The organism is Citrobacter sp. Igbk 17 (assembly GCF_028069775.1).
GTDB lineage: Bacteria > Pseudomonadota > Gammaproteobacteria > Enterobacterales > Enterobacteriaceae > Citrobacter.
On record NZ_JANEWI010000002.1, the window covers coordinates 108912 to 123873 of the forward strand.

At 55.0% G+C, this 14962-nt stretch carries 12 protein-coding genes; 2 read left to right on the forward strand and 10 right to left on the reverse strand.

What is annotated here, in order from left to right:
- Nucleotide 1 precedes the first annotated feature (1 nt).
- Nucleotides 2-580 carry a 4'-phosphopantetheinyl transferase AcpT gene (gene acpT, locus NNO08_RS01690; RefSeq protein WP_271441299.1) on the forward strand — a complete coding sequence of 193 codons (579 nt, stop codon included), beginning with the start codon at nucleotides 2-4 and terminating at the stop codon, nucleotides 578-580.
- Between the two features lie 49 nt (nucleotides 581-629).
- Nucleotides 630-1031: a nickel-responsive transcriptional regulator NikR gene (gene nikR / locus NNO08_RS01695; protein ID WP_005121550.1), complete on the forward strand. Its 402-nt coding sequence runs from the start codon at nucleotides 630-632 to the stop codon at nucleotides 1029-1031.
- A gap of 83 nt (nucleotides 1032-1114) precedes the next feature.
- Here the strand turns inward: nikR and NNO08_RS01700 are convergent, their stop codons facing one another.
- From NNO08_RS01700 to NNO08_RS01745, 10 genes are all read right to left on the reverse strand, one after another.
- Entirely contained in the window at nucleotides 1115-2239 is a 1125-nt protein-coding gene (locus NNO08_RS01700) for an ABC transporter permease (protein WP_271441298.1), read from the reverse strand.
- Nucleotides 2239-4986: a ribosome-associated ATPase/putative transporter RbbA gene (gene rbbA / locus NNO08_RS01705; protein WP_271456048.1), complete on the reverse strand. Its 2748-nt coding sequence runs from the start codon at nucleotides 4984-4986 to the stop codon at nucleotides 2239-2241. The genes NNO08_RS01700 and rbbA overlap by 1 nt, the downstream gene beginning before the upstream one ends.
- The gene (locus NNO08_RS01710; RefSeq protein ID WP_202037506.1) at nucleotides 4983-6050 is read right to left on the reverse strand and encodes an HlyD family secretion protein; all 1068 of its coding nucleotides are present in this window, start codon (nucleotides 6048-6050) and stop codon (nucleotides 4983-4985) included. Before NNO08_RS01710 ends, rbbA begins: the two co-directional genes overlap by 4 nt.
- Before the next feature lie 362 nt (nucleotides 6051-6412).
- Nucleotides 6413-7579 (reverse strand): iron-containing alcohol dehydrogenase, encoded by a 1167-nt coding sequence (locus NNO08_RS01715; protein ID WP_271456049.1) that lies wholly within the window; start codon nucleotides 7577-7579, stop codon nucleotides 6413-6415.
- Nucleotides 7580-7612: 33 nt separating this feature from the next.
- Nucleotides 7613-7927 (reverse strand): putative quinol monooxygenase, encoded by a 315-nt coding sequence (locus NNO08_RS01720; protein WP_271456050.1) that lies wholly within the window; start codon nucleotides 7925-7927, stop codon nucleotides 7613-7615.
- 18 nt (nucleotides 7928-7945) lie between these two features.
- Complete coding sequence (locus tag NNO08_RS01725) at nucleotides 7946-8521, reverse strand: glycerol-3-phosphate responsive antiterminator (protein ID WP_271448701.1); 576 nt, start codon at nucleotides 8519-8521, stop codon at nucleotides 7946-7948.
- The gene (locus NNO08_RS01730) at nucleotides 8521-10077 is read right to left on the reverse strand and encodes an FAD-binding oxidoreductase (RefSeq protein WP_271456051.1); all 1557 of its coding nucleotides are present in this window, start codon (nucleotides 10075-10077) and stop codon (nucleotides 8521-8523) included. Before NNO08_RS01730 ends, NNO08_RS01725 begins: the two co-directional genes overlap by 1 nt.
- Nucleotides 10074-11753, reverse strand: a complete 1680-nt coding sequence (locus tag NNO08_RS01735; protein WP_271456052.1) for a glycerol-3-phosphate dehydrogenase/oxidase — start codon at nucleotides 11751-11753, stop codon at nucleotides 10074-10076. The genes NNO08_RS01730 and NNO08_RS01735 overlap by 4 nt, the downstream gene beginning before the upstream one ends.
- Nucleotides 11750-13294, reverse strand: coding sequence for an FGGY family carbohydrate kinase (locus NNO08_RS01740; protein WP_271448704.1), 1545 nt, complete (start codon nucleotides 13292-13294; stop codon nucleotides 11750-11752). Before NNO08_RS01740 ends, NNO08_RS01735 begins: the two co-directional genes overlap by 4 nt.
- Nucleotides 13291-14781, reverse strand: coding sequence for an MFS transporter (locus NNO08_RS01745; protein WP_333908947.1), 1491 nt, complete (start codon nucleotides 14779-14781; stop codon nucleotides 13291-13293). The genes NNO08_RS01740 and NNO08_RS01745 overlap by 4 nt, the downstream gene beginning before the upstream one ends.
- Nucleotides 14782-14962 lie beyond the last annotated feature (181 nt).

The window sequence follows — 14962 nt, forward strand, 5'->3', positions numbered from 1 at the left end:
TATGTACCGGATCGTTCTAGGGAAAGTTTCTGATTTAAGCACCGGCGTACTGCCTCATGCGCTCTATGAGCAGGCACCGCAGGGTGCTCGCCGCGCACGCTGGCTGGCGGGCCGCGTGCTGCTTTCCCATGCCCTTTCGCCATTGCCTGATATCGTCTACGGCGAGCAAGGAAAACCGGCCTTTTCAGCCGACACGCCGCTGTGGTTCAATCTTAGCCACAGCGGTGATGACATTGCTCTGCTGCTTAGCGACGAAGGGGAAGTGGGCTGCGATATTGAAGTCGTGCGCCCGCGCGAAAACTGGAAGACACTGGCAAATACGGTGTTCAGTCTCGGGGAACATGCCGAAATCGAAGCAGAACATCCGGAACACCAACTGGCGGCTTTCTGGCGCATCTGGACGCGCAAAGAAGCCATCGTTAAGCAGCGTGGCGGCAGCGCCTGGCAAATTGTCAGCGTCGATAGCACTACGCTGACAACCTCGCTCTCCGTTAGCCAGTGCCAGCTCGACACCCTGAGTCTGGCCGTGTGCACGCCAACGCCATTTACCCTGACAGCCGACGCCGTGCAGAGGCTGTAACTCCCGCATTCCCTGTGCGCCGACGCGCGACATGAAAGGTTAACTGCAGATGCAACGAGTCACCATTACTCTCGATGACGATTTACTGGAAACGCTGGATAGCCTGAGCCAGCGCCGTGGTTACAACAACCGTTCTGAAGCGATTCGCGATATTTTGCGTGGCGCACTGGCGCAGGAAACGACCCAGGAGCATGGCACTCAGGGCTTCGCGGTACTCTCGTACGTTTATGAACATGAGAAGCGTGATTTGGCCAGCCGCATTGTTTCGACGCAGCACCATCACCATGATTTGTCGGTCGCTACGCTACACGTTCACATCAACCATGACGACTGCCTGGAAATCGCCGTGCTGAAAGGCGATATGGGCGATGTGCAGCATTTTGCCGATGATGTGATTTCCCAGCGCGGCGTACGTCATGGTCATTTGCAGTGCCTGCCGAAAGAAGAGTAATTGCCTGTTTCGTTGCCGGATGGCGGCTGCGCCTTATCCGGCCTACGTAGGCCGGGCAAGCGAAGCGCCCCCGGCAATGATGATTACGCCATCGTGCCAATCGTCTTGCGAAAGCGTAACAACGCTATCAGGAAAAACGCGCTGCCAATCGCCAGTAGCGTCAGGAACTGCGGCCAGACGATGCTGAACCCAGCCCCACGATAAAGAATCGCCTGCGCCAGGCTGACAAAGTGAGTGGTCGGCATGGTTAGCATGATGTCCTGCACGGCCTGCGGCATACTTTCACGCGGCGTAGAGCCCCCTGAGAGCATCTGTAACGGCAACAGCACCAGAATCATCAGCAATCCCAGTTGCGGCATCGATCGTGCCAGCGTCCCCATAAAAATACCGATCGAGGTAGTGGCAAACAGGCTCAGCGCCACACCCAGCATAAATAGCGGTATCGAGCCTTCAATCGGCACGCCGAGTACCCCTTTCACCATCAACATCAGCGACAACCCGGAAACGATCAACACCACCAGCCCCATCGACCAGATTTTTGCCATCATGATTTCAAACGGTGTCACCGGCATCACCAGCAGGTGCTCTATCGTCCCGTGCTCACGTTCGCGGATCAGCGCCGACCCGGTGAGCACAATCGCCAGCATGGTAATGTTGTTGATGATCGCCATCACCGCGCCAAAACGGGCAGGTTCCAGATTCGGGTTAAAGCGCATGCGCATTTCCAGCGCCACCGGCGGCTCAGTGTTATCACGGTAACGCGCCACAAAGCTGTTCACTTCGCCACTGATGATATTCTGGATATAGCTGTTACCAGTAAACGCCTGGCTCATTCGCGTGGCGTCCACGTTAACCTGAATATCCGGCTGTCGTCCTGCCAGCACATCGCGCTGAAAATCAGGCGGTATATTCACAGCAAAGGTATAGCGTCCGGCATCCAGCCCGGCATCCATTTCATCGGCAGTGATCATCTCCGGCGGTAAAAACCACGGGCGATAAAAGCTGTTCACAATGCGGTTCGACAGCTGCGACTGGTCCATATCGGCGATAGCAATCGGCGCAAGATGCAGCGACCCAGGCAGCACCGTCGCAGAAGAGTAAACCGATACCGTGAAGGCGAAGACAATCAGCGTCAGCATCGCTTTGTCGCCCAGCAGGCTGCGCAGCTCTTTGATACCAAGATTATAAATATTGCGTAATCGGCGCATCACCCCTCCTGTTTTTTCAGCAGTAATACGCTCAGACCGATCACCACCGGAATGGCGATTGCCAGCGGGATAAACAGCTGCCACAGATCCATCAGATCCAACGCTTTAGAGAACGTTCCACGCGCGATGGTCAGAAAATGACTGGTCGGGTAAATTTCACCAATCCACCGGCCCGGCCCTTCCAGCGAAGCCACCGGGTCGATCATCCCGGAAAACTGCGTTGCCGGGATCAGCGTGATAATCGCGGTACCAAAAATGGCGGCGATCTGGCTTTTCATAAACGTGGAGATGAGCAGCCCCAGTCCGGTAGCAATGGTGACGTACAGCAGCGCGGCCAGCGTCAGGGTTAAAAAGCTCCCCTTATGCGGCACACCGAACACAAACACCGACAACGCGCACAGCAGCAGGAAGTTAAGCATCCCCAGCACGATGTACGGCAACTGTTTGCCGAGTAAAAACTCGCTGCGGGTCGTGGGGGTAACGTACAGATTGATAATCGATCCCAGCTCTTTTTCGCGCACCACGCTGAGTGCGCTGAGCATGGAAGGGATCATCATCAACAGCAGCGGGATCACCGCCGGAACAATCGCCGGCAGGCTCTTCACATCCGGGTTATAGCGATAACGCGTCTCAATGGTCATCAGCCCGTTCTGACCATTAGCATTGGGCTGACGCGCCATCACATCCTGCAGCCAGGTCTGGTGCATGGCCTGTACGTAACCCCTTACCGTTTCGGCCCGACTCGGCATCGCGCCATCAACCCAGACGCCAATCTTCACCGGCGTGCCACGCGCAATATCGCGGCCAAAGTTAGGTGGAATTTCTATCGCCACCGCCACTTCGCCCGAACGCATTCGCTTGTCCAGCTCGTCATAGCTGGTAAGCGGCGGCTGCTCAATAAAATAGCGCGACCCCGCCAGATTCAGCGTCCACGCCTGGCTGCTGACGGTCTGGTCACGGTCGAGTACGGAGAAACGCAGATTTTCCACGTCCATGCTGATGCCGTAGCCCATGATCAGCATCAGAATCACCGTCCCCATCAGCGCCAGCGTTGAACGCACTGGGTCCCGCCGCAGCTCCAGCGCTTCACGCCGGCTGTAGCTGAACAAGCGCCGCAGGCTAAAGCCCTGGCGCGGCGGCTGACTGTTTTCATGCACGACCGGAACATTGGCTGGCGGTAACTGAGCTTCCGGTGCCGGGCCTGCGGCTTCCTGTAGCCAGGAAATAAACGCCTCTTCCAGGTTGGCTGCGCCGCGTTGTTTCACCAGCTCCTGCGGCGTACCGCTGGCGAGCACTTTTCCGGCGTGCATCAGCGACATACGGTCGCAGCGCTCCGCCTCATTCATAAAGTGGGTAGAGATAAAAATGGTGACTTTATCCTGCCGCGACAGATCGACCATCAGTTGCCAGAACATATCTCTCGCCACCGGATCGACCCCGGAGGTCGGTTCGTCGAGAATCAACATTTCCGGGCGATGAATCACCGCCACGGCCAGTGACAGGCGCTGACGAATCCCCAGCGGTAAGGCGCCAGGCAGCACGTCTTCAACATCGGTCAGCGAAAAGCGTTCGCTCATCTCCTGCACCCGCCCAGGGATTTCTGCTTCGGGGATATGGAACAGCCGTGCATGAAGCTCAAGGTTTTGCCGCACGGTCAGTTCGCTGTAGAGCGAAAAGGCCTGCGACATATAGCCCACCCGACGGCGGGTATCGATATTTTTCGGGTCAACTGCTTGCCCAAACAGCCACGCCTCACCTTCGCTTGCGGGCAGCAGTCCGGTGAGCATTTTCATGGTAGTGGATTTACCGCAGCCGTTGGAGCCGAGAAAGCCGAAGATCTCCCCGCGGGGAATGCGAAAGTTAACGTGGTCAACGGCGACAAACTTGCCGAAGCGCATGGTCAGATCTTTCGCCTCAATGGCGACCTCTTCCTGCTCGGCGTGATAAGGCGGGATCACGACCGGCTTGTGCGCCTGACGCTGCGCTTGCGGTAACAGCGCGATAAACGCCTGTTCCAGCGTGGCGCTGTTCGTTTTTTCGCGCAACTGCTGCGCGCTGCCGGTAGCTAATACCTCACCCGCGTTCATCGCCACCAGCCAGTCAAAGCGCTCGGCTTCTTCCATATAGGCGGTGGCAACCAGCACGCTCATATTGGTCTGACGCTGGCGAATGCTGTTAATCAGATCCCAGAACTGGGCACGCGACAGCGGGTCTACCCCTGTGGTGGGTTCATCAAGAATGAGCAATTCCGGGTCGTGGATTAACGCACAGCACAGCCCCAGCTTTTGTTTCATCCCGCCCGAGAGTTTCCCGGCTGGGCGGTCGCGAAACGGCGCCAGCCCGGTGCTGTTCAGCAGTTCGGTAATACGCGCTTCACGCTCCGCTTTGTCATGGCCAAACAGCCGGGCAAAGAAGTCGACGTTCTCATACACCGACAGCGTGTGGTACAGGTTTTTACCCAGTCCTTGCGGCATCCAGGCAATACGCGGGCAAACATCACGACGATGCTTCGGATCGCGCATGTCGCCACCCAGCACCATCACGTTACCCTGTTCAATCACCCGCGCACCGGAAATAAGCGACAGCAGGCTCGATTTTCCGACGCCATCCGGGCCAATCAGGCCCACCATACAGCGGGCGGGGATATCCAGCGTGATATTGTTCAGCGCGACCGTTGTCCCGTAATGCTGACTCACGCCGTCAAGGTGCGCCACGGGAGGAACGGGAACCAGCGCCAGATGCGTCATTGCGGCAACCTCACCACCAGGGAGTCAGGCCAGGCGCGGCTTTCATCCAGACGCACCCAGGCCATGCCCGGCAGACCGGTTTTCACGTACTCCAGATGCTGTTGTAACAGCTCCGGTGGGATACGCGCTTTCACGCGGAACATCAGCTTTAGCCGCTCATCACTGGTTTCAACCGTTTTCGGCGTAAACTGCGCGACGCTGGCGACAAAGCTGATGGTCGCCGGAATTCGCAGATCCGGCGCGGCATCCAGCACCAGTCGCGCTTCACCGCCAATCTTCAGCAGGCCAGCCTGTTCGGTAGGTAAGAAGAACGTCATGTAGACATCGCTGAGATCGACCATATTCAGCACGCGCCCACCAGCGGACAGCACTTCGCCCGGTTCAGCCACGCGGTACTGCACGCGACCATCGCGTGGAGCTTTAAGCTCGCTGTCATCGATATCTGCCGCAATGCGTCGTTCGGTGGCCTGTGCAGCTTCGACCCGGGTTTGCGCCTGGATGATACTGGTGCGGGCGGCTTCAATCGCCGCTTTCGCGGCAGAGACCTGCGCCTTTGCCGATTCCAGCGCAGCACGCGCACTTTCAGCGGCGGCACGGTCGTCATCCAGTTGTTGCTCAGACACCGCACCACGCTGGGACAGTGAACGGGAGCGCACGTGGCGTTTAGAGACCGACTGCAGCTCTGCTTCACGCTGTTTGACTACCGACTGCGCAGCGCGCATTTCACTTTGCCGTTGTTCCAGCAGCGCCCGTGCCGCCGCCACCGCACTTTCCGCTTCTTTGATTTGCGCGACAGCTTCCAGTCGCTGCTCGTGCAGCACGCGGGTATCCATTTTCGCCAGCACCTCGCCCTGGCGGACAAACTGCCCTTCCGACACGAGGATCGTATCAATACGTCCGGCAATTTTGGTGGCGATATCCACTTCAGTGGCTTCTATTCTGCCATTGCTGGCTGCAAACCCTTCAGGTATCCCCGCAGGACGTAGCATCCACCATGCTATCGCGGCCACCACCACCAGGATGCCCGCACCCCACCACACCAAATGACGCTTAAACTTATCCATATTCGACCCGCCGTAATCCCTGTTATCAAACGATGCGTGTCACAAAACCCACTGAACCGCTATTCAGTGAGAGATTCCATCCGGGATGAGAAGGAATGAAAAACGATGGCCAAGGAGCGGACAGGTGTTAAGGCAACGCTTACCGCGAAGGAAGTGAATGACGAAAATGCTGTGAAATCGGGTAGTAATGCTGTCATCATCAGCGTTCCTGGCCGGAAATGAAACACGCATACTCATAACTGCTATCTATTGAATACTAACACCTGGATTCGATATGTCTATTCGGTTGTTCTCGCGATGTCATCGGCCAAAACAGTGTCCGGCAATCCGCTCGCCGGACAAGCTTCTGGCGAGTGTTCTGTTTAAAACGCGTGTTGGTATAGCCGCAACGCATCGTCTGCCGTGAGCGGAACGGGATTGTTATCCAGAAGACGAGTCTGCTGCATGGCATCCTGAGCCAATATCGCCAGCGTTTCAGCAGGGATATCGACATCGCGCAGCCTTTTCGGTGCACCAGATTCAGCAATAATGCGTACCATCGCAGCAATAAATACCGCGGCATCTTTCTCCGTATCCCCCGACACCTCCTCGCCAATGACAGCAGCCAACTCGGCATAGTACGGCGCAGCGACTGGCGCATTAAACTGCAGCACCGGAATCAGCATCAGCGCATTCGACAAACCATGTGGAATATGATGGCGAGCCCCCAATGGATATGCCAACGCATGCACCGCCCCCACGGGAGAGTTGGCGAAAGCCTGACCTGCCAGCATTGCCCCCAACAACACACTCTCTCTGGCTTCCCGATTGTGGCCATCACGGCAGGCCGTCACCAGATGACGGCTAATTAAGCGTAATGCTTCCCGTGCCAGCGCATCCGAAATCGGGTTCTTCTTATGTTTACCGGTATAAGCCTCAATGGCATGAACCATCGCGTCGATGCCAGCCGCCGCCGTATGAACCGGAGGAAGTCCAAGCGTCAATTGCGCATCCAGCAGCACCAGGTCGCCATATAGCTGTGGTGCGACAATCCCCATTTTGCTGTCATCATTGGTCGTCAAAATCGAAATATTAGTGACTTCTGATCCCGTCCCTGCCGTGGTAGGGATGTTAATCAACGGCAGACGCTGCCCGGACACTTTGCCAATACCGTAAAGCGCCTGCAGATCTTGCTCTGAGTGGATTAACACGGCCACCAGCTTCGCGACATCCAGCGAGGAGCCGCCGCCCAGACCAATGACCATGTCGCAATGGTCATCACGAGCAACCTGTAAAGCTTCCCGGACAAGACGTTCCTGCGGATCGGGTTGGACCCGATCATAGACCGTCACCTGAAACCCTGCCGCTTGCAGGCTATGCAAAACAGGCGGCAGAATCCCGGCTTTGACCAGTCCGGGGTCGGTCACCACCAACACGCGACGCGCGCTAAATCGCGGCTGAATAATCTCCCCTGCTCGTGATGCTCCCGCCCACTCGACGATAATTTCCGGTACAGTTGAAAACGTAAAATCCTTCATGACAGTGTTCATTGATGTACTCCTGGTAGTAAAAATGACCAGCTTTTAACTACGCGGTGCATCGGCATGAGTGAGAAAGCTTTTCACCTCTTTACGCTCAAGCAACGGGTTGATAATCCCAACGCCAATACGTTGAAAATGCTCCGTTTGTCGGTGAATTTCGAGACCTTGTGCGCAACGATAAGTCTCAATAATCACAAAGCGATCGCCGTCTTCCGTGGAACGGAAAAACTCATAGGTGATGTTTTCAGGCTCCTGACGCGAGGCATCCGCAAGCAGTCTGAGCGCATCATTGACTTTGCCGCCCATTCCCTGACGAGAATAGTAATGTGCAATAACAAAAAGTTGTGAATTTTCCATAGTCGGGCTCCCGGTGTTCTAACGGTGAAGGTCTATATCCCATAACGCGCTATCACTGCTCGAAACAGCTATCGCGCCGTGTAACAGCGCCGTTTGAGCATGTTCCTCGTTACAGACGAAGCCTGATGCCACTATCGGCGGCAACACATTACGGTCAGCCTGTGAGAGTAGCGGCAACATCTGCGCGGGCATCAGTTGCACGTAATCGGGTTCGCTTTGTTCTACGGCTTTCAGGCTACGTAACCAGGTGGAACGGTCGGTGACAAAGATTTTCTGCATCGTCACCAGTCCACACTTTTTCGCACGCTGCACGGTTTGTAAACGCGTCGAAAGCAACCCCATCGCTCCCGTTTCGGCCACATAATCAATGCCGCCCTTATCCTGGGACAGCCCATTGCAGCTGTCGATATTCACGATGACGTACTTCCCCGCCTTCGACAGCAGTTCTATCACCGGATGGAGCTTAATCAGGTCAATATTGGCAATAATGCAGACTTCCGCCTTGCTGGACAGCGCGGTTTTCAATTGCTCAATACCGTAAATCGCCATGATGACGGGCTGGCGTGCCAGGAGCACGCCAAGATTTTTGATCATTATTGACCTGCCTGATGTGAAGGAAGATCGACGCTTAACCCCAGTTTGCCAGGGTTAAGGATGTTTTTCGGATCCAGCGCGTATTTGATATCCGCCAGAACGGAAAGCGATTCGCCTAAAGAAGCCTGCATATAAGGCGAACGCAGGAGACCAACACCATGATGGTGGCTAAGGGAGGTGTTGTGCTTAATTAGCACCGCATTCGCTGCATCCCAAGCTGCACGGTACCAGGCCGCACGTTGCTCAATCGCCACATCACCGCGCAATGAGAAATAGAGGCATGCGCCGTCAATGTAGGCGTGAGACTGATGCGCCGAACCGGCCAGCGTGCCGGGTACGGCGTTAATCGCAGCCACCACATCATCATACACGTCGCTCAGATCGCGCCAACGACCCACCATTTCCAGCGTATCCGCCACCAGACCTGGGCTCTTTTTAAAGCCTTCAGCACTTTTTCCGGTCAGATATCGGGTGTCCAGCCAGCGTTCAAAAATAGCCTCGCCGTCGAGTTGTTGTCCGCTGCGTTGGCACACACGTTCGCTGATAGCCAGCACCGCATCGACAATCTCAGGCTCCCCCTCATCCGCAATCAACAGGACATTGGTCTCTGGCAGACCAAACTGCACGCCACTTTCCAGGTTATCGTACAGGCGCAACGCTGCGGGGTTCGCGCCATGCTGTAAAATTTCACGGCATGCCTCCAGTCCACTGGCGAAGCTGGAGAATCCCCAGGCGATGGCACGGCCATAGTCAGGTAATCGATGCAGTTTCAGACGCACACGGACAATCACACCCAATGTGCCTTCAGAACCAATAAAAATCTGCTGTAAATCAGGCCCCGTTGCGCTACGCGCATAGCCACCCACGGTGATTAAGCGGCCATCGGCAAGGACGACATCCATCCCATAAACCATATCTTCAATTTTGCCGTAGCGGGTCGACAGCTGTCCCGCGCCACGACAGGCCACCCAACCGCCCACGGTACTGATACCAAACGATGACGGCCAGTGGCCCATCGTCATGCCGTACTCTTTTTGGATAGTTTGTTCAAAAATATCGCCGAACATGCCGGCTTCAACGTCAACAATCTGGCTTTGTGGATCGAAGTCGATAAGTTTGTTGAGTTCGCAAACATCCAGTACGATGCCCCCCCGCAACGGCAATGCGGCACCAGTGACGTTACTGCGCCCGGCAGAAACTGTGACCGGAATAGCGGATTCACTGGCGAGGCGCATTACGTCCTGAATCTGTTCTACGGTAGAAACGCGTACAATCACGCCTTTTGAGGTGGCGGGCGCGCCCTGGGTTTCCGCAATCATCGATCCGGCCCACCAGTCGCGGGTCCAGGTAATAACATCAGACTCCGACGTCAGCACCTCATCTGCAATGACCCGCAGTCGATCAAACGTTGCCTCGCTCATCACTACCGGATCAATCTGCATCCCTTTCGCGCCACCACTGCTTTTGATATCCGTCGCCCATGCCGGGCGTGTGTGTGCACCTACCGTATAATTTCCACGGTTGTAACCGCGTTTAATCGCTTCTTTACTGATCATTCGGATGTCCCCATAAGAGTTGATTTTTCATGTTTAATTGCCGCCCGATAGCTGGCTACCTGCCGGGCCACCTGTTCAGGCTGAAGCTTGAGCTCTTGTTGCAGAATTTCCCCCACGCGTTCCGCAGCATTCGCTGACGCATCACGAGCCATCAGGCGGGCACGAATTCGGCGCGATAACACATCATCAATGGTACTGGCGAGTTCATGGCGCACGGCATACACCACCTCCGCTTCGGTATAGGGGAGACCTTCCACAATTGGCTTTGCCAGTAAGGGATTGGACTGGATAAGGTCACTGACAAAATGCGCTTCAGTCCCGTAGCGCTCCCCCAGGTGCGCAGACAAACCGCCCGATGCCAGAATCGCCTGCGGGTCATAGCCCGCCGCCCCCAGCAACCAGGCGGTTTTGGTTGAGCAGGCCTTTTTACGGCCGAGTATTTTGCTGGCGGCATCGATGGTCTCTTCTGCCATATGACGTGATGTCGTCAGTTTGCCGCCGACAATCGTAATCAGACCATCTGCCGCAACCGTGATTTCATGATTACGTTTCATCTCAACGGTCTTGCCTCCCGCCGTCCCCACAAGAGGGCGGCAACCGGCGATACTTCCCACCACGTCTTCCGGGCGGAGATCGGTTTTCAATGCCGAATTCGCACCTTCCAGCAGAAAGTCCAGTTCAGCGCGATTGCAGTGAACATCATTGAGATCGCCCTGATAATCTTCATCCGTGGTACCCAAATAGGAAACGTTGCCCCAACGGGTGATCGTCGCACGGCGACTGCGCCCGGCAACCGGGATCGTCACCGTGCAATCATTGCGGATCTTCATCCACGGAATAGCAACATGTACCCCCTTGGCAGGACGGATATTCAGCGGCGATGCATCACCTTTTTTCAGTCCATTCCAGTCACGCAGCCAGACGCCCGTCGCCATGATGACAACCCGCGCGTTGACCTGAATTTCTCTGCCATCGGCATAAACGATGGCCCCATTCACTTTGCCGTGCCGGTCACGCGTGGTTTCGATGACTTCCGCGTGGTTGGTCACCACCGCGCCATGAAACGCCGCCGTGCGCACCAATGCCAACGTCAGTCGGGCATCGTCGACGCGGGCATCGAAATACATAAAACCACCGGATAGCTGTTCTTCTTTGAGCGTCGGGCAATGCGACAGCACTTCCGCAGGGGTCAATTTTTGGTGAAGGATGCCTTCCCGCCATCCTCCCGCAAGGTCGTAGGTCCAGAGCAGGCTTTCAAATGCAGCGGACATCCGCTTGTCGAATACGCCATTTTTATCGAGCACCGGGAATAAAAAGGGTAACCGTTGCACCAGATGACGGGCATTCCTCCGCATACGCTGGCGTTCGAGTAAAGAGTGGCGAACCAGTCCCAGATTTCCTTGTTCGATATAGCGCAGACCGCCGTGTACCATTTTCGATGACTTTGATGAAGTGCCTGAGGCAAAGTCACTTTTCTCAATCAGCGCCACCCGGTAGCCACGCAGGCTGGCATCCAACGCCGCGTAGGCTCCGGTTACGCCACCACCGACAATCAGAATGTCGTAGGTGTCGCTTTCCAGTCGATCCAGTTGTTCAGCACGCTGGAGACGTAATGGCTCTGCACCGTACATCTCACTACAGGTTTTGTTGGGCTTTCGCGAAGGGAAAAACTTCATGAGTAAGTGTGCTCCTGATTAGCTGAGGTGAGGCTGTCGGCGGCTTCCATTTCGAGTGCAATACGCATCGCCCAGCGGTTAATTTTTTGTTCGCGGAGGTCATGACTGATTTTTGGCTCAAATAGCCGCGCGGTTTTTAGCATGGCGCAGGCATCCGACAGCGAGTCCCACAGCAGCCCATCGGCACCGGCCAAAAACGCAACGCCACGTAAGCTTGCCCGCGCCGTTTCGGCCATTCGCCGCACGGGAATACCGCTAAGATCGGCCTGGATTTGCAATAACGTATCGCTATTTGATAACCCTCCCCCGACCACCAACTCTTTTGTGGGGATCCCAGTTGCCGCTTCATTTGCGCGAATACAGGCCGCGACCGAATGCGCAATCCCTTCCAGAATCGCGTAGGCCACCTGCGAGCGCGTGGTCGAGATTGAGATACCGTTCAGGGACGCACGGGCATGAGGCTGGAGATGGGGTACGCGTAGCCCCGTTAGCGCCGGAATAAAACTTACGCCACCCGCGTCGCTGGCCTGCGCGGCCAGCTCGCTGATGTGTTCAGGTGAGTCAAACCAATGCAGTTTTTCGCACACCCAGTTGAGTGCCGAACCGGTCGTGGGGACAAAGGTTTCGACAGAGAAATGCGAAAGCCCTTTTTGGCGGCGCGCCGTCATGGTGAGTGTACTTTCACAGCCCTTTTGCAATGTTGGTACCGTTGGCCCCATCATTAAATCAACAAAGCTGCCAGTGCCATGCATACAAAAAGCCTGCCCTCGCTCGGTACACCCCAGCCCAATCGCCCCTGCAAACTGATCCCCTGCACAGGCCAGGATTGGCACGCTAATCCCCAGAATATCTTCACGCGTGGTGCCGAAGTCATCGGCATCGTCATGTAATTCAGGCAACAATGACGCCGGGAAGCCCAGGGTCTGTAGCCATGGCAAATGATAGTGATGCTCTTTGAGGCAATACGCGCCAGCAGAGGTGGCATTTGTCGGTGTGGTGACACTTTTTTTCTCCTGCGCCAAATGCCAAAGCAACCAGCTATCAACGGTACCAAAGACCAGTGTTCCAGCCTGATACGCCTTCGCCACCGCAGGCGTATTGGCAAGATGGTGCGACGCCCAAAGATAAGGAGAGCGTATCCCAACCGGTCGCCCAATCAGCGGCAGCAGTTTTGCATCCCATTCAGGGGCTAGCTGGGCCAGTTCATCGGTGAAACGCGCATCCTGCCAGACCATAGCCGGAGTTAATGCCTTGCCCGTTTGCGCATCCCACAGCACTGCCGTTGAGCGTTGGGTCGCAATCGCCAGCGCCACAATGCGCATCTTGTTGCATTGCGCGTTAGCTATCGCTTTGCGACAAACCTCAATAGTGGCCTGCAAGACTTCGTCAGCATCTTGTTCCACCACACCATGACGCAGACTACTGACCTGAAGCGGCTGGTATTCCAGGCAGTGAACCTGGCTATTTTGTGCAACAACTGCCGCACGGGTCCCCGATGTACCTTCATCGATAGCCAGGATGACATCTTCGTATTCACTCATTTCGTACTCCTGTTTGATTCTGGGGCCATCGACTCTGGATAAGGTGAATGGGGTGATTCGAACTGCGGTGCACCTGGCTCGTTATCCGGCTGAATAGTGGTGCGAGTGGGGTCCCACGGAATAACAAAACAGATAATGCTCGCAAACAGCGGCACGGCAGACATGATCAGGAAGGTTGTTTGCAGGCCATACAAATCACGGAAGACCGGGAAAATAAACAGCCCAAGCGCCGCACCTATTGCTCCGAGCGCACCGACCACGCCGTTCGCACCCGCCCGCAGTTCACTGCGAAAAGAGAGTGACGACAGGCTTTTCCCGTTTGCACCAGGTCCGCCAGAGTGGCAAAGAATAAACAGTGCAGGGACCAACAAAGAGGCCCAAAGTGGCATAGTGTCACTGAACAGACCCAGCGTGAGTAGCACGAGGAAGGCCACGGCAAAGCCGATCGCCGAGGAGCGGCGCAACCCCAGACGGCGGCCAATCGCGGGAGATAAGAAACCGCCGACGATACCGAAAACGTTAAAAAATAGTGAACATAAGGTTGCATAAACAAAGTTTTTACCAAACATCGCGGCGCTAATAACCGGCAAATACCAGCCCACACCGAAATATTGGATCGACTGACAGATTTGAACGGTCGAAGCCAGAATCGTACGTGGTAAATAGACGCCACGAAATATTAACAGCACATTTTTTGCACCTTTTTCAGCCTGCCCAATAACGGGTTTCTGTTCTGCTTTCGGCGCCAGAATAAATTGGTCACCGTATATTTTATTCATGGCAACGATAGCTTCAGGTAATCGGGATTTCCTTGCCAGCCAAACCGGGCTTTCCACTAAATAGCGGAACTGGAAAAATAGAACGATGAGTCCACATAACGCCGTTACAGCAATAGAATAACGCCAGATGGCATCACCTACGTCCCATGAGTAAAACATCAGCGCTAATACCAAATTTAAACAAACGGCAACATACCAGACACCCTGCCAGGTATTTAGACGGCTTTTGAGTTTCACAGGCGTGAACTCTGCCAGCATGGCCATTGCCACAGCAAAGTCCATCCCGTAAGAGACACCAACAAAGAAGCGACCTACGATAATCGTGCTAAAACTGGAAGATGACATCACCAACAAAGCACCAATCACCGCCATTATTTTGGCAATAATCAGCGGTGGCACACGCCCCCAGCGATCGGCAATCCAGCCGCCAATCGGATTAAATAATATGGCAACCCACGATGAAAATGAGGTGAGTAGTGCAACTTCGGTCGCAGTAAGATTTAAATTGCGGGTCATTGGGTTTAATCCAGCACTGAGGGCTGAATTTGAAAAAGCATCAAGAAAAAGACCGCCTAGTGCCAACCACCAAATAACACCAGCTCTGCCACTGATTTTTCCCCTGGCATCGATGCAATTAATGACATCATCTACACCGCGGATTTTTATCGGATTTGAGAATGAACATGCGGACATGGCTTTCCCCTTCATAATATTCGGAAGAAGGTCGCCATTAGCTAAAAAAATGCAATAAGAGACCATCTTAATTTCACAGATAGTCTCTTATCTAAAATCTGTATTTTTCCACTCTAGAAGGTAACCCAAAGCGTGTCAAAGCGACTTTTAGTCCCATCGTTGATTCTGTGACATGTAGCCCAAATGTTAATGAAAC